At 72.9% G+C, this 15,681-nt stretch carries 14 protein-coding genes; 11 read left to right on the forward strand and 3 right to left on the reverse strand.

The genetic code is table 11. The features are described from left to right. Positions 1 to 8: 8 nt before the first annotated feature. The 5 genes from ACNKF0_RS18070 to ACNKF0_RS18090 all read left to right on the forward strand — a co-directional run bounded on the left by ACNKF0_RS18070 (position 9) and on the right by ACNKF0_RS18090 (position 4,906). Positions 9 to 1,154, forward strand: a complete 1,146-nt coding sequence (locus ACNKF0_RS18070) for an RNA polymerase sigma factor (protein ID WP_416954226.1) — start codon at positions 9 to 11, stop codon at positions 1,152 to 1,154. Between the two features lie 39 nt (positions 1,155 to 1,193). Next, a complete protein-coding gene (locus ACNKF0_RS18075; RefSeq protein WP_416954227.1) occupies positions 1,194 to 1,916 on the forward strand; it encodes a response regulator transcription factor in 723 nt (240 codons plus the stop codon). After that, the gene (locus ACNKF0_RS18080; RefSeq protein ID WP_416954228.1) at positions 1,913 to 3,340 is read left to right on the forward strand and encodes a sensor histidine kinase; all 1,428 of its coding nucleotides are present in this window, start codon (positions 1,913 to 1,915) and stop codon (positions 3,338 to 3,340) included. Before ACNKF0_RS18075 ends, ACNKF0_RS18080 begins: the two co-directional genes overlap by 4 nt. 20 nt (positions 3,341 to 3,360) lie before the next feature. Then, positions 3,361 to 4,194: an SDR family NAD(P)-dependent oxidoreductase gene (locus tag ACNKF0_RS18085; RefSeq protein WP_416954230.1), complete on the forward strand. Its 834-nt coding sequence runs from the start codon at positions 3,361 to 3,363 to the stop codon at positions 4,192 to 4,194. Between the two features lie 142 nt (positions 4,195 to 4,336). Beyond that, positions 4,337 to 4,906, forward strand: coding sequence for a DUF402 domain-containing protein (locus ACNKF0_RS18090; protein WP_416954231.1), 570 nt, complete (start codon positions 4,337 to 4,339; stop codon positions 4,904 to 4,906). Here ACNKF0_RS18090 and ACNKF0_RS18095 read toward each other — a convergent pair. Next, complete coding sequence (locus ACNKF0_RS18095; RefSeq protein ID WP_416954232.1) at positions 4,884 to 6,305, reverse strand: threonine/serine ThrE exporter family protein; 1,422 nt, start codon at positions 6,303 to 6,305, stop codon at positions 4,884 to 4,886. The two genes, ACNKF0_RS18090 and ACNKF0_RS18095, sit on opposite strands and share 23 nt — an antisense overlap. 80 nt (positions 6,306 to 6,385) lie before the next feature. Here ACNKF0_RS18095 and ACNKF0_RS18100 point away from each other — a divergent pair, with 80 nt between their 5' ends. From ACNKF0_RS18100 to ACNKF0_RS18115, 4 genes are all read left to right on the forward strand, one after another. Beyond that, positions 6,386 to 7,519 carry a glutamate--cysteine ligase gene (locus ACNKF0_RS18100; RefSeq protein ID WP_416954233.1) on the forward strand — a complete coding sequence of 378 codons (1,134 nt, stop codon included), beginning with the start codon at positions 6,386 to 6,388 and terminating at the stop codon, positions 7,517 to 7,519. Positions 7,520 to 7,579: 60 nt separating this feature from the next. Continuing rightward, entirely contained in the window at positions 7,580 to 9,037 is a 1,458-nt protein-coding gene (locus tag ACNKF0_RS18105) for a WS/DGAT/MGAT family O-acyltransferase (protein ID WP_416954234.1), read from the forward strand. A 10-nt stretch (positions 9,038 to 9,047) separates the two neighbouring features. Continuing rightward, positions 9,048 to 10,274, forward strand: coding sequence for a site-specific DNA-methyltransferase (locus tag ACNKF0_RS18110; RefSeq protein ID WP_416954235.1), 1,227 nt, complete (start codon positions 9,048 to 9,050; stop codon positions 10,272 to 10,274). Between the two features lie 109 nt (positions 10,275 to 10,383). Continuing rightward, positions 10,384 to 11,799, forward strand: a complete 1,416-nt coding sequence (locus tag ACNKF0_RS18115; RefSeq protein WP_416954236.1) for a phosphodiester glycosidase family protein — start codon at positions 10,384 to 10,386, stop codon at positions 11,797 to 11,799. A gap of 12 nt (positions 11,800 to 11,811) precedes the next feature. Here the strand turns inward: ACNKF0_RS18115 and ACNKF0_RS18120 are convergent, their stop codons facing one another. Further along, positions 11,812 to 12,423, reverse strand: coding sequence for a hypothetical protein (locus ACNKF0_RS18120; protein WP_416954237.1), 612 nt, complete (start codon positions 12,421 to 12,423; stop codon positions 11,812 to 11,814). A 99-nt stretch (positions 12,424 to 12,522) separates the two neighbouring features. Between ACNKF0_RS18120 and ACNKF0_RS18125 the strand changes: the two genes are divergently transcribed. Both ACNKF0_RS18125 and ACNKF0_RS18130 read left to right on the forward strand, forming a co-directional pair. Continuing rightward, positions 12,523 to 13,524 carry a GTP pyrophosphokinase gene (locus ACNKF0_RS18125; RefSeq protein WP_416954238.1) on the forward strand — a complete coding sequence of 334 codons (1,002 nt, stop codon included), beginning with the start codon at positions 12,523 to 12,525 and terminating at the stop codon, positions 13,522 to 13,524. Between the two features lie 44 nt (positions 13,525 to 13,568). Then, positions 13,569 to 14,741, forward strand: coding sequence for a calcium:proton antiporter (locus ACNKF0_RS18130; RefSeq protein WP_416954239.1), 1,173 nt, complete (start codon positions 13,569 to 13,571; stop codon positions 14,739 to 14,741). 120 nt (positions 14,742 to 14,861) lie between these two features. On the opposite strand, the gene ACNKF0_RS18135 is transcribed toward ACNKF0_RS18130, so the two are convergent. Beyond that, positions 14,862 to 15,677 carry an ABC transporter substrate-binding protein gene (locus ACNKF0_RS18135; protein WP_416954240.1) on the reverse strand — a complete coding sequence of 272 codons (816 nt, stop codon included), beginning with the start codon at positions 15,675 to 15,677 and terminating at the stop codon, positions 14,862 to 14,864. Positions 15,678 to 15,681: the final 4 nt, after the last annotated feature.

The raw sequence follows: 15,681 nt of genomic DNA on the forward strand, positions 1-15,681 counted from the left end.
GCCGACCCGTGGACGAGGTCGTCCTACGTGGGGTCGTGCCGCAGGTCATCGCGATCCTCGTCCGCCGCGGAGCCGACTTCGCGGCGGCCGAGGACTCGGTCCAGGACGCCCTCCTCGAGGCGCTGAGGTCGTGGCCCGAGGACCCGCCGCGCGACCCGAAGGGCTGGCTGGTCACCGTCGCCTGGCGGCGCTTCCTCGACGTCGTACGCTCCGAGACCGCGCGGCAGCGGCGTGAGCTCGCGGTCGACCTCGAGCCGGAGCCGGGCCCGACCGGGTCGGTCGACGACACGCTCCAGGTGTTCTTCCTCTGCGCCCACCCGGCGCTGACGCCCACCTCGGCAGTCGCGCTGACCCTGCGCGCGGTGGCGGGGCTCACCACGAGGCAGGTCGCCGAGGCCTACCTCGTGCCCGAGGCGACGATGGCGCAGCGGATCAGCCGCGCGAAGCGCACCGTGGCGGGCGAGTCGTTCGACCGGCCGGGCGACCTCGCCACGGTGCGGCGGGTGCTCTACCTCGTCTTCAACGAGGGCTACACCGGGGACGTCGACCTCGCCGCCGAGGCGATCCGGCTGACGCGCGAGCTCGCGCGGCTGCGTCCCGGCGACCCCGAGACAGCCGGGCTGCTCGCGCTCATGCTGCTCCACCACGCGCGGCGCCCCGCGCGCCGGCGCGAGGACGGGACGCTCGTCCCGCTCGCCGACCAGGACCGCTCGCTGTGGGACACCGCGCTGATCGAGGAGGGCGTCGCGGTCCTGCAGGCCGCGCTCGCGCAGCAGCGACGCGGCGAGTACCAGCTCCAGGCGGCGGTCGCTGCCCTCCATGCCGACGCCCCGAGCGCGGCGGAGACCGACTGGGTGCAGGTCGTGCAGTGGTACGACGAGCTGCTGGCGCTGACCGGCAGCCCGGTCGTTGGGCTCAACCGGGCCGTTGCCGTGGGCGAGGCAGACGGTCCCCGGGCGGGCCTCGCGGCGCTCGCCGAGGTGGACCCCGACGTGCCCCGTCACCGCGCCGCAGCGGCGTACCTCCACGAGAGGGCGGGCGACCGCGACACCGCCGCGCGGCTCTACGCCGAGGCCGCGGAGCTCGCGACCAACCTCCCCGAGCGCACCCACCTGACCCGGGAGGCGGCCCGGCTCAACCGGGCAGCCCGCTGACAGGCGGCCCACAGCAGACGCACAGCAAGCCGCGGCAGGATGTCGCCCGTGCAGCTCACCCGCCCCGACGGCTCCCCCGTCCGCGTCCTCGTCGTCGACGACGAGGTCAACATCGCCGAGCTCCTCGCGATGGCCCTGCGCTACGAGGGGTGGGAGCTGCGGATGGCCCACAGCGGGGGCGACGCGGTCGCCGCGGCGCGTGACTTCCGACCCGACGCCGTGGTCCTCGACATCATGCTGCCCGACTTCGACGGCCTCGAGGTGCTGCGCCGCATGCGTGCCGACGGCAGCGACGTACCCGTCCTCTTCCTCACCGCGAAGGACGCCGTCGAGGACCGCATCGCCGGCCTCACCGCAGGAGGCGACGACTACGTCACCAAGCCGTTCTCCCTCGAGGAGGTCGTGGCGCGGCTGCGCGGCCTGATCCGGCGCGGCGGCACCGCGGCCCAGGCCGAGGCGGGCCACGTGCTGGTGGTCGGCGACCTCACCCTCGACGAGGACAGCCACGAGGTGCGGCGCGGCGACGACGAGATCACCCTGACCGCGACCGAGTTCGAGCTGCTGCGCTTCCTGATGCGCAACCCGCGGCGCGTGCTCAGCAAGGCACAGATCCTCGACCGTGTCTGGCAGTACGACTTCGGCGGCCAGGCCAACGTCGTGGAGCTCTACATCTCCTACCTGCGCAAGAAGGTTGACGCCGGTCGTGAGCCGATGATCCACACCATGCGCGGCGCCGGGTACGTCCTGAAGCCGGCGCCGTGACCGCGCTCACCCCCCGGATCCCCCGCACCCTGACCGCGCGGCTCGTCGCGGTGGTCGTGCTCCTCGTCGCGGTGACCGCCGCGGTCATCGGCACCGCGACGGCGCTCGTGATGAAGGACTACTTCACCGACCGGCTCGATGACGAGGTGCGCGGCTCGCTCGCCCGCGAGTTCGGTCCGCCGACCGACTTCGGCCCCGGACGTCGCGGCGACGATCGTGGACCCGGCGGCCAGCGCATCGGCACCCTGACCGCCGTCCTCCCCAGCACGACGGGCGGCCCGTACGGCGTCGTGGTCGAGGACGCCTCCCGGGGGGGCGTGGACGAGCTGCCCGTCTCGGCCGAGGTCCTCGACCGGCTCGAGGACGTGCCCGCCGACGGACGGGTGCGGGAGGTGGACCTGCCGGGCCTCGGCACCTACCGGGTCATCGCTGCCGGCGACGGCAGCACCACGGCCGTGGCCGGCCTCCCGACCGACGAGGTCGACGAGACGCTCGCCTGGCTGGTGACCATCGTCGTCGTCGTCGGGGCGGGAGCGGTGGCAGCCGCCGGCGCCGCGGGCACGGTCGTCGTACGCCGTCAGCTGGCGCCGCTGCGCGAGGTGGCCGCGACCGCGCACCGGGTCGCCGAGCTGCCGCTGGCCTCCGGCGAGATCGAGATGACCGAGCGGGTGCCGGAGCGGCTGACCGACGAGCGCACCGAGGTGGGGCAGGTCGGCTCGGCGCTCAACGCGATGCTCGACCACGTCGAGGACTCCCTCGGCCAGCGCCACCTCAGCGAGCAGCAGGTGCGGCAGTTCGTCGCCGACGCCTCGCACGAGCTGCGGACGCCGCTCGCGACGATCGCGGGCTACACCGAGCTGGCCCGCCACCGCCCCGAGACCAGTGGCACGGCACTCGCCAAGGTCGAGACCGAGTCCGCACGGATGACCGCCCTGGTCGAGGACCTGCTGCTGCTCGCCCGCCTCGACTCCGGCCGTCCGCTGGAGCGGCAGCCGGTCGACCTGTCCCGCCTCCTGCTCGAGGCCGTCGACGACGTACGCGTGGTCGACGCGGAGCGGTCCTGGCGGCTCTCCCTGCCCGACGAGCCCATCACCGTCACCGGCGACGAGGCCCGGCTGCACCAGGTCGTCAGCAACCTGCTGGCCAACGCCCGCACGCACACGCCTCCGGGCAGCACCGTGACCGTCACCGCGACCGGCCACGGCTTCACCGTCCACGACGACGGCCCCGGCTTCCCCCCGGAGCTGACGCCGCACGCGTTCGAGCGCTTCACCCGCGGCGACGCCGCCCGCACCCGCGGCGGCGCGGGCCTCGGCCTGTCGCTCGTGGAGGCGATCGTCGGAGCGCACGGCGGGGCAGTGACGCTCGAGAGCCGGCCCGGGGACACGACGATCGCCGTGGCCCTGCCCCCCGCTCCTGTGTAAACGCCGGTTACGGTGCTGGCATGAGCCTGACCACCCTCACCGACAAGGTCGTCGTCATCACGGGTGCGGGGTCCGGCATCGGCCGCGCCCTCGCCGTCCGCAGCGCCCGGGCCGGCGCCCTCCTCGCGCTCTCCGACCGGGACGCCGACGGCCTCGCCGAGACCGTGGGGCTGGCGGAGCGGGCGGGCGCCACGACGGTCCGTCACGACGTCGTGGACGTCTCGGACCGCGCGGCGGTCGCGACCTGGGCCGCCGACGTCGTCGAGGAGCTCGGCCGGGTCAACCTGGTGATCAACAACGCCGGCGTGAGCGCCACCGGGGACTTCACCGACCTCACCTACGACGACATGGACTGGATCGTCGGGATCAACTTCTGGGGCGTGGTCCACGGATCCAAGGAGTTCCTGCCCCACCTCATCGCGTCGGGCGACGGCGCCCTGGTCAACATCTCCTCGCTCTTCGGTCTCGTCTCCGTTCCCGGGCAGTCGGCCTACAACGCCACCAAGTACGCCGTCCGCGGGCTGACCGAGGCGATCCGCGGCGAGATGCTGGTGGCGGGGCACCCCGTGACGGTCACGTGCGTCCACCCCGGCGGCGTCCGCACCGGCATCAGCCGCCACGGACGCAAGGCCGCCGGGCTCGACGCCGCCCGCATCGACAGGCTCTTCGACACCAAGCTCGCCAAGATGTCGCCCGACCGGGCCGCGGAGATCATCCTCGACGGCGCGCTCGCCGGGAAGCCGCGCGTCCTCGTCGGCCTCGACGCCCACGTCATCCACCAGCTCGCTCGGATCCTGGGCGCCCGCTACCAGGACGTCGTGGCCCGCTGGACCGCCCGCATGCCCCTCCGCTGACCGGGCAGTTCCTGCCCGTCTCCGGCCCCGACCGGGCGCTTCCTGCCCGTCTCCAGACGTGACCGGGCACTTCCTGCGCAGGAAGTGCCCGGTCGACGCGCCGGACGGGCAGGAAGTGCCCGGTCGGCATAGGTTGGCGCCCATGGAGCCCGGGACCCCGATCCGCTGCGAGATGACCAAGTGGGGTGACCGGCCGCACTGGCGGTTCGACGGCGTCTTCCTCGGCACCGACGAGCACGGCGAGTGGCTCGGCTTCCCGGCGGGGACGCACAACCAGCGACCCGGGCACCAGTTCCACTCCGCCGTCGCGGCGGTGACGCTCGTCCAGCCCGACCGCTGGCACCTGCCGACCTTCCAGGCCCCCGGCATCTGGTGCGACCTCTACATCGACGTCACCAGCCCGGCGACCTGGGACGGCCACGTCCTCCGGGCGGTCGACCTCGACCTCGACGTGATCCGCCTGCCCGACCCGCTGCCGACCGTCGAGTCGGCCCCGTGGGACGTCCACCCGGTCGGACCGGGCGAGGTCTTCGTCGACGACGAGGACGAGTTCGCCGAGCACCAGGTGGTCTACGGCTACCCCGCCGACGTGGTCGCGAGCGCGCAGGCCAGCTGCGACGAGCTCGTCGCGGCCGTGCGCGCCGGCCTGCCGCCGTACGACGGTGCGCACCGGCGCTGGCTCGAGGAACTCACCCGTCTGACGTCCGTCTGAGCGCCCGCCGCTCGGCGCGGGTCATCGCCCGGAACGGGCCGACGAGCCGCGGTCCTGCCAGCCGGCTCTCCAGCCTGCGCGCCTCCCGCTTGAGCGGCTGGGCGACGTACTCACCCAGGATCACGCCCGAGGCCAGCGCGATCGCGACCGAGATCGCCGTCATCAGCGCGAGGATGCCCTGGGAGACGAAGGCACCGCCCTCGGCGAGGAAGGCGAGGCCGCGGTAGATCGACAGGCCGGGCAGGAACGGCACGATCGCCGGCACCGCCACGACGAGCGGCGGCACCCGCACGCGCCCGGCGACGGCGTAGGCGACGAGGCCGATGAAGAACGCCGCCCCGCCAGCAGCCGTCGCCCGCCCGAAGCCGGCCACCGAGATGCCCTGGGAGATCAGCGCCGCGACCGCGGTGATGAGCGCGATCGGCACCACGGCACGCCGCGGGGCGTACGACGCCACGCTGAAGGCGGCCGCAGAAACCGCTGCCCCCGCGAGCACCGCAGGCAGGTCCGAGATGCCCAGCGCACCGGGCACCAGCTGGCCGAGCTCCAGGCCGACGCCCCCTGCGACCGAGATGCCGAGCGCGACGCCTGCGATGATGCCCGCGGTGGCCATCATCGCCTCGATGAGCCGGGCGCTGGAGGTCAGGTAGAAGCCGGTGAGCGCGTCCTGCACGGCGCCCATCAGGCCGATCCCGGCGAGCAGCATGATGATGTTGGCGGTGACGACGAGCGACGGGTCCACCTCGATCGGGGTGGCCGCCACCGCCGCGGCCAGCAGCGTGGCGATCGCCCCGCCGGCGACCTGGAGGTAGAAGAACGGCAGTCGTCGGCGTGCCAGCACGATCTGCACACGGTCGATGAGGGCGGCCGCGACCGCCGCGACGACCGAGACGACCGGCCCGCCGCCGAGGAAGACGCCGACGGCTGCGGCCATCACCATCCACGCGACGGTGACCCCCCAGCGCGGCAGGGCGTGGCCCAGCGAGACGATCGTCGCCATCCGCGAGCGCGCGAGGTAGAGGTCGGCCTGGTCGGTGAGGATGTCGCGCACGAGGTGGTCCACCGCGGTGAGGTCCTCGTAGTCGATGTCGCGCTGCTGGACGTGGCGCAGCATCAGCGTCGGTACGTCGTCGGGCGAGCGCTGGTGGCTCATCGAGAGTGCCGTGAAGGTCACGTCGATCTCGGCCGAGCGCAGCCCGAGGTGGTCGGCGACCGATCGCATGGTCGCGGTCACGTCCGCGGCCCCGGCGCCCGAGGACAGCAGCATCTCCCCGATGCGCAGGCAGAGGTCCATCGTCAGGTGGATCTCGCGCGCCCGCTCGGCCTCGAGCTGCGCCTCCAGCTCGGCCTGCGGATCGTCGTCGTCCGGGGTGCGTGATCGTCCGTCCAGCTGGTCCACCCGGCCATGGTGGCAAAGGCCGGATCCCACCCGGCACAGGGGTGAGCCCCGCACCGCGGAGGCGTCCCTAGACTCGAGGCATGCGCATCGACTTCCACGCGTCGCCGGAGCCGACGCTCGGGGTGGAGTGGGAGTTCGCGCTCGTCGACCGGACCAGCCGCGACCTCGTCAGCGTCGCCTCCGAGGTGCACGAGCTCGCCGGCGGTCGGCTCGACCGGCCCGAGCGGCTGCACAAGGAGCTGCTGCGCAACACCGTCGAGGTGGTCACCGGCATCTGCGACACCGTCGGCGAGGCCGTGGCCGACCTGCGCGACACCCTGGCCGTCGTCCGTCCCGCGGCCGCCGAGCTCGGGGTCGACCTCCTCGGCGCCGGGTCCCACCCCTTCGCCGACTGGTCCCACCAGCAGCTCACCGAGGGCCACCGCTACGCCGAGCTCATCAACCGCACGCAGTGGTGGGGCCGCCAGATGCTGATCTGGGGCGTCCACGTGCACGTGGGGATGCCCGAGCGCGACCGGGTGATGCCGGTCCTGGCGTCGATGCTGACGACGTACCCCCACCTCCTCGCGCTGTCGGCCAGCTCCCCCATCTGGGCCGGCCAGGACACCGGCTACGCGTCCAACCGCGCGTTGATGTTCCAGCAGCTCCCGACCGCCGGCTTGCCGTTCGCGTTCGACACGTGGGCCGAGTTCGAGAAGTGCATCGCCGACCAGACCACGACCGGGATCATCGACTCGATGTCCGACGTGCGCTGGGACGTGCGCCCCGCTCCGCACCTGGGCACCCTCGAGCACCGGGTGTGCGACGGCATGTCGGACCTCGGCGAGCTCGCCGCCCTCACCGCGCTCGTCCACTGCCTCGTCGTCGACCTCGACACCCGGCTCGCCGCGGGCGAGCGGCTGCCGACCCTGCCGCCGTGGCAGGTGCAGGAGAACAAGTGGCGCGCCGCCCGCTACGGCCTCGACGCGATCGTCATCCTCGACGACAGCAACCGCGAGCGGCTGGTGACCGAGGACCTCGACGACCTCCTCGAGCACCTCACGCCCGTGGCCAAGCGGCTCGGCTGCGAGGCCGAGCTGCGCACCGTCGCCGACATCCCCGTCCGGGGTGCGTCCTACCAGCGCCAGCGCGCGGTCGCCCACGAGTCCGGCGGCGACCTCGTCGCGGTCGTCGACGCCCTCGTCGACGAGCTGGCCCACTCGCTGGAGTCCTGAGGTCCTTCCTGGGAGCGGGCCCGACGCCCGCCCTTGTGGCGCTCGCCGGGGGACGAGAGGATGCCCGGACCTCCCGCCTCGCTCGGCGCCGAGGCCGAGACGGAGGAGCAGCCAGTGGTGGACCCGATCGACCCGACCGCGACCGGCTTCCTGCTCGCCGAGAACCGCAACATGCCGATGCACGTCGGCGGGCTCCAGCTCTTCGAGAAGCCCGAGGGCGCGGGCCGCGGCTACGTCCGCGAGATGTACGAGCAGATGCGCGACGTCGAGGAGGTCGCGCCGCTCTTCCTCAAGCACCCGCACCGCTCCGCGCGTACGGCGGGGCAGCTGGTGTGGGTGCCCGACGAGCAGTTCGACATCGAGCACCACGTCCGCCACAGCGCGCTGCCCAAGCCCGGGCGCATCCGCGAGCTGCTGGAGCTCTGCTCGCGGCTGCACAGCACCCGCCTGGCCTGGGAGCGACCGCTGTGGGAGGCCCACGTCATCGAGGGCCTGCGCGACGGTCGCGTGGCGATGTACACCAAGACCCACCACGCCCTCGTCGACGGGGTCTCGGCGATGCGGCTGCTCGCGAGCGTCCTGTCGACCGACCCCGACGAGCGCGACATGCCGGCGTTCTGGGGAGCACGGCCGCGACCGCCGCGCGACGAGCCCGCACCCACCGGGGACACGTCACTGTCCGACGTCACGTCCGCCACGCTGCGTACGGCGCTCGCGATCGCGTCGGAGGCCGCCGGCATGCCCGGCGCGCTGGTCCGCACCCTCAACAAGAGCGTGCGCAACGAGACCTCCGCGCTCTCGCTCTACGCGCCCCGCACGATGCTCAACCAGAACATCACCGGCTCACGCCGCTTCGCCGCGCAGGACTGGCCGGTCGAACGGCTGCGAGCGGTCGGCAAGGCGAGCGGCACCACCATCAACGACGTGGTCCTGGCGATGGTCAGCGGCGCCATGCGGACCTACCTGCTCGACCTCGACGCACTGCCCGACACCACCTTGATCTCGATGGTGCCGGTCGGCCTCAACGCCAAGCAGTCGCATCTCGCCTCGGCCGACGGCGGCAACGCGGTCGGCGCGGTGATGGTGCAGCTCGGCACCCACCTGCCCGACCCGGCCGACCGGCTGGCGGCGATCCACCGCTCGATGAAGGACGGCAAGGACAGCCTCTCGGTGATGACGCCGACGCAGATCCTCGCGATGAGCGCGCTCGGGCAGGCGCCCGCCATCCTCGGCCCGTTCCTGCGGATGCAGGGCATCGTCCGCCCGCCCTACAACCTCATCGTCAGCAACGTCCCCGGCCCGCGCACCACCCACTACTGGAACGGCGCGAAGCTCACCGGCACCTACCCGCTCTCCATCCCGATCAACGGGATGGCCCTCAACATCACCTGCACCTCCTACGACGGCAAGATGTGCTTCGGCCTCACCGGCTGCCGCCGCACTGTCCCCCACCTCCAGGTGCTGCTGCAGTACCTCGACGACGAGCTGATCGCCCTCGAGCGCGCCGCCGGCGCCTAGGCTGGCGCGCGTGCCCGACGAGCCCGTGTGGAACACCCTCCACGTCGGCGACAACCTGGACGTTCTGCCGACGCTCTCGCCGGGGTCGGTCGACGTCGTCTACACCGACCCGCCCTACAACACCGGCAACGACTTCGCCTACGCCGACCGCTTCCGCGACGGCTCGCACGCGGACCCGTACGCCGGGCGGCACGCCGCCTGGACCGCGATGATGCGCCCCCGGCTCGAGGCCGTCCGCGATGTCCTCGCCCCGCACGGGGCCGTCTTCGTCAGCATCGACGACAACGAGGTCGCCCACCTGCGGCTGCTGATGGACGAGGTCTTCGGCGAGGCCAACTTCATGGCGCAGGTCGTGGTCAACCTCAACCCCAAGGGCCGCCAGCTGGGCCGCGGGTTCGCGACCAGCCACGAGTACGTCCTGGCGTACGCGCGCCACCTCCCGGACTGCCTGGTCGACGGGTCGACGACCGAGGCCGTCGACGAGGCGGACTTCCCGCTGACCACCTCTGACGGGCGCCGGTTCCGCTACCTCCCGCTGCGCAACACCAACAAGAAGTTCAACCCCGTCAGCACGCCGACGCTCCACTACCCGCTCCACGGCGACCCGGTGACCGGCCGGGTCTCGATCACCGAGTTCGACGGCAGCACCGCCCTCACGCCCGTCTTCGGCGACGGGCGTCCGGCGGTGTGGCGGTGGTCGCGGCCGCGGGTCGAGGAGCGACCCGACGACCTCGAGTGCCGGGTCATCCGCGGCCGCGGCGGGGAGCGCGCCGACATCTTCCAGCGCGACTGGCTGCACCGCGAAGGCGGGCGTCGCAAGAAGCTGCGCACCATCTGGCTGGCCGAGGAGATCGGCTCGACCGACACGGCGGTCGCCGAGCTCAAGGCGCTCGTCGGCCACGTCTTCGAGTCACCCAAGCCGACCGGCCTCGTCCGCCGGATCCTGTCCACACTGCCCGCCGACGCGGTCGTGCTCGACCCGTTCGCCGGCAGCGGCACCACCGGTCACGCCGTCGCGATCGCCAACGCCGCCGACGGCGGCACCCGGCGCTGCATCAGCATCAACTCTGCCGAGCCGACCCGCGAGGGCTCCAACGCCCGGCTCGCGGGCCTGGCCACGGTCGCCGACATCACCCGCGCCCGGCTGGCCGCAGTGAGCGCGAGCGTCGGCGGGGGCCTGGAGATCCAGGATCCGCCGCCCGCCGAGACGGGATCGGGGAACGACAGCTCGCCCTGAGCGAGCCTGGACTCCCCGGTGGTCGACCGGGCGCCCGATGCTCCGGCTTACCGGAATCGCTCATCCCAATTTTCCCACCAGTCCCACGACGTCCTTTACTGTGGAGCGCGTGTCTTCCTCCACGCGTCGTTCCCAGCCTTCCGCACGCCGCCCGGTGCCCGCTCGCGGGCGGGCGCTGACGCTCGCCACCGCGGGCGTGCTGGTCGCGGGTCTCGCGCTCAACGTGGGCGTCGCTCCCTCGGTCGCCGACGACGGCGAGCGCGGCGGTGACGTGCAGGGCCGCGGGCTGAGCCACGGCGCGGACAGCGGCTACCGCGGTCGCAACCAGACCTCCGACGGCAAGCCCGGTCTCGTGGTCGGTCCTCCGATCAACGCGCGCGGTCGCACGGTGCGGGTGCTCAACGACGTCAGCTACGAGATCGCGCCCGGCGTGGTGCTGCGCGAGTGGGACCAGGTCGACGGCCGCCAGCCCATCGGGCAGGTCCGGATGAACCTCGTGACCGTCAGCCTCGACGCCCCCAACATCTCCTTCGAGGAGTTCTCCCCCACCTACGTCACCAGCCGCAAGAAGGTCAGCCAGCTCGGCGGGTGGAACGACGCGCTGACCGCCGTCAACGGCGACTTCTTCGACATCGGCAGCACCGACGCCCCGCTCGGCGTGACGGTCAACCGCGAGGACGGCATCCTCACCGGGTCGCGCGAGGGCTGGATCCCGGGCGTCAACTCGTCCCTGTGGTTCGACGACTCCGGCCCGCACGTCAGCCCGCTGGCCATCGACTGGACGATCCGCCAGCGCCGAGCGTGGACCGTCAGCGGGGTCAACCACCCGACCGTCCCGTCGGGCCAGATCGGCGTCTTCACCTCCGACTGGCACCGCACCGAGGGCTACAAGGTGACGGCCGGCAAGAAGCGGGCGCGCGAGGTCATCCTCCACAAGAACCGGGTCGTCTCCAACCGGCCCAAGCTCTCCGACGGTCGCAAGATCAAGAAGAAGGAGCGGGTGCTCATCGGCACCGGCCCCGCCGCCGCGAAGCTCAAGAACCTCAAGCGCGGCAAGAAGCTCACGATCTCCCAGCGCATGGTGGGCGGCAAGCCGACGGTCGCGATCAGCGGCGACCGCCCGCTGCTCGTCAACGGTCTCCGCACCGTCGTCAACAACACCATCGCCCACCCGCGCACGGCGGTCGGCATCGACGCCGACGGTCGCAAGCTGCTCATCCTCGTCGTCGACGGCCGCTCGGCGGCCAGCCGCGGCTACACGATGGTCGAGCTCGCCGACATCATGACCAACCTCGGCGCGGAGAACGCCATCAACCTCGACGGCGGCGGCTCCTCGGCGATGTACACCCGCACCGGCACCGGCGGCTTCGGCATCGTCAACGAGCCGTCCGACGGTGCCGAGCGGCTGGTGCCCAACTCGTTCGGCGTGGTCTACCACGGCGCGCTGCCGCCGGTGGTGCCGATCCTGCCGCCCACCCCGACGCCGACCCCCACGCCGACCCCCACGCCGACGCCGACCCCCTGACGGGGCGACCGCTCAGGCGTCGGGCGCCGCGAAGACCACGACGTAGGTGACCGGCGCGAAGCACTGCACCGTGTTCTTCGGCAGCGCCGGGACGACCTGGAAGCCGGCCTCGCCGGCGTCGACGGCCACGCTCCTCGGCGGCTCGCAGCCGGTGGACACGACGGCGCCGTAGGGCGTCGCCCCGGGCGACGTCACCTCGTCCACCGCGGTCGTGACCAGCTCGGGCAGGCCCGCCCCGAGCCCGACCACGAAGTCGGCCACGGCCTGCTCGGTGTCGAGGGCCATGGCCATCGTCGACGGCGACCCGCCGCCCTCGGTCGTCTGGACCAGGACTGCCTCGGTGACGCCGGCGGACCCGGTCGTCCGGATCGGCGCGGAGTCGGGCGGGGTCGACGTGGACGGGGTCTTCGTCGGCGACTCGCCGGGCGTCTCGCCGGGCGTCTCGCTGGGGGTCTCGGACGGGCTGGGCGTGCTCGTCGTGGCCGCCGGATCGGTTGCCGTCCCGGCGTCGTCGTCCCCGCAGGCCGCGAGCCCGCCCGCCAGGGCGAGTGCGGCGAGGACGGCGGAGGCGGACCGGGTGCGTGCGCCCGAGCGGCGCGATGAGGTGCTCGTGGAGGTGGGCATGGTGGTTCGACGATAACGACGCGCGTCCGGCTCCCCCGGAAGACGCGCACGCGGGACGTCGCATCGACTCCGTGCCGACGGTGCTGGCAGGCTGGCGCCATGAGTGGCCCCGAGAACCCGCCCGAGCCGGTCCGCGAGGCCGTCCGCGCGTACGCCGCCCGGCAGCCGCAGCTCGTCGCGGCGACCGCCGGGTGGGTGACCCTGGTCCGCACCCTGCTCGACGACGCGGGCATCGACTACCTCAGCGTCACCGGGCGCACCAAGAGCGTCGCGTCGTTCTCGGCCAAGGCCAACCGCACGCAGGACGGCCGCCCGTTGTACGCCGACCCGCTGCAGGAGGTGACCGACCAGATCGGCGTCCGGGTGATCACCTACGTCCACAGCGACGTGGCCGCCGTCGCCGAGCTGCTCGACGAGGAGCTCACCATCCTCGACGACCGCGACCTCGGCGAGGAGACCGCGCGCGCGGGCCGCTTCGGCTACGCCAGCCGCCACCTGCTCGTGCGCACCGATGCCAACGACGACGAGCACCCCGAGCTCGTCGACGAGCGGGCCAGCATCCAGGTGCGCACGGTGCTCCAGCACGCGTGGGCGGAGTTCGAGCACGACATCCGCTACAAGGGCAACGTCCCCGAGGACGCCGCCGCCGACCTCGACCGCCGCTTCACCCTCGCCGCGGGGCTGATCGAGCTCGCCGACCGCGAGTTCGCCACGATCCGCGAGCGCATCCAGGCGGCCGCGCCCGGGAGCTCCGTCGAGGCCGACGCCGACCACATCGTCGGTCAGGAGCTGGCCACCTTCCTGGCCGGCCACTACAGCGACGCCGGCTGGTCGCACACCGACCACTACGACTGGATCGCCGGGCTGCTCACCCAGCTCGGCATCGACAGCGTCGACGACCTGGCCGACCTGCTCACCTCCGTGGACGCCGACGCGGTGATCCGGCGGATGGGCTACCGCTACCCCGCCGGCGCCGTACGCCGCCTCGACGACGCGCTGCTGGCGATCTTCGGCGAGCAGTACGTCACCCTCGAGGGCAACAGCCACCGGGTCCCGCTGCTGCGCGCGCGACTGGAGAAGCTCAGCACGCCCGAGGGCTGACGTCCGGCCGGGCCCGCTGGCGCCGCGCCCCTAGGGTTGGGCCCATGCGCCGGCTGTCGTGGACCACCCTCACTCCCGTGCTGGCCGCGGTGGCCCTGGCGATCGCGTGGCCCCTGCACCCCGACAGCGCACCGGTGCTCGGGGCCCTGTCCGTCCTGCTGGTCGGCGTCGTGCTCGCTGCCGTTCACCACGCCGAGGTCGTCGCCCACCGCGTCGGAGAGCCCTACGGGTCGCTGGTGCTGGCGGTCGCGGTGACGATCATCGAGGTGGGGCTCATCGTCACGCTGATGGTCACCACCGACAAGGACACCGCCGGGCTGGCCCGCGACACCGTCTTTGCGGCGGTCATGATCACCCTCAACGGCATCGTCGGCATCTCGCTGCTCGTCGGCGCGCTCAAGCACCACCTCGCGGTCTTCAACCCCGAGGGCACCGGCGCGGCGCTGGCCACCGTCATCGCGCTCGCCGTGCTGTGCCTGGTCGTCCCGTCGGTCACGACGTCCGAGCCCGGCCCGGAGTTCACCGGCGCCCAGCTGGCGTTCGCCGCGATCGCGTCGCTCGCGCTCTACGGGATGTTCGTGTTCACCCAGGCCATCCGGCACCGCGACTTCTTCCTGCCGGTCACGCAGGACGCCCACTCGCCCCTCGTCACGTCGAAGGCGGCCGAGGACGCAGCCGCAGCGCGCGCCGCCGCCGACGCCGGCTCGTTCGAGCACGAGCCCGCGGACCTCGACCACGACGGGCACGCGGACCCGCCCACCGACCGGGCCGCCGTGACCAGCCTCGGGCTGCTCGTCGTCTCCCTGGTCGCCGTGGTGGGCCTGGCCAAGATCGAGTCCCCGGCCATCGAGTCAGGCGTGGCGGCGCTCGGCTTCCCGCCCGCGGTCGTCGGCGTCGTCATCGCGCTCCTCGTGCTCGCCCCGGAGACGATCGCCGCCGTCCGGGCCGCGACCCTCAACCGCGTCCAGGTCAGCCTCAACCTCGCGCTCGGCTCGGCGATGGCGTCCATCGGCCTCACCATCCCCGCCATCGCGATCGCCAGCATCTGGCTCGACGGTCCGCTCGAGCTCGGGCTCAACCAGCTCCAGACCGTGCTGCTGATCCTCACCGCGGCCGTCGCGATCCTCACCGTCGTACCCGGCCGGGCGAAGCCGCTCCAGGGCGGCGTGCACCTCGTGCTGCTGGCGGCGTTCCTCTTCCTCACGATCGCGCCCTGACGACCGCGCCACGTCGACACGCTCTGTCGACACGCCGCCGGACGCACACGAGCGGTGGCCCACCCACACCCCGGAGCGCCGGAACGTGGGTGGACCACCGCTCGGGCGGAGGTCGGGCGATCAGCCGAAGTAGGTCGCGTAGATCTCGTCGTAGGTGCCGTCCTCGCGGAGGTCCGCGAGCGTGCTGTTGATGGAGCGCAGGAGCGGGATGTTGCCGTCCTTCTTCACCGCCATGCCGTACTGCTCACCGGTGTCGAACTCCCGCGACAGCTTGAGCTTGCGGTTGTCGGAGACGAACTGGCCCGACACCGTGTTGTCGAGCATCGCCGCGTCGAGCTCGCCCGCCGCCAGCGCGGCCTGCAGGCCCGCCGCGTCGTCGTACGCCACGACCTGCGTGGACTCCGGGGCGAAGTCGCTCAGGTAGGTCTCGCCGGTGGTGTCCTTCTGCACGCCGACCCGCTTGCCCGCGAGCTCCGGGAGCTGGTCGAGGCCGGAGCCGCGCGGCGTGATGAGCGCCTGCTTGGCGTCGAAGTAGGGGCTGGAGAAGTCGAGGACACGGGCCCGCTCGCCGGTGATCGTCATCGCGGAGATGGCGACGTCGCACACGTCGTTGTTGAGCGAGTTGCCCGACGTGATGTCGTCGAACGACACGTCGATCACGTCGAGGTCCGCGTCCAGGCTGTCGGCGACCTTGCGCACCAGGTCGATGTCGAAGCCGGTGGGCTTGCCACCCTCCTCGTACTCGAACGGCGCGTAGGGCATGTCGGTGCAGACGGTGAGCGCGCCGCTGAAGACCAGCGACACCTCGCTCAGCGCGTCGGCCTCGTCGGCGCTGGCGCTGCCGCCGCAGGCGCTCAGCGTGGCCATCAGGGCCACGGAGGACAGGGCGGCGAGCGCGGTGCGGGCAGGGCTCAGCCGTCGGACGGTGCGGGTCATGGCG

The organism is Nocardioides sp. T5, assembly GCF_048161455.1.
Classification (GTDB): Bacteria; Actinomycetota; Actinomycetes; order Propionibacteriales; family Nocardioidaceae; genus Nocardioides.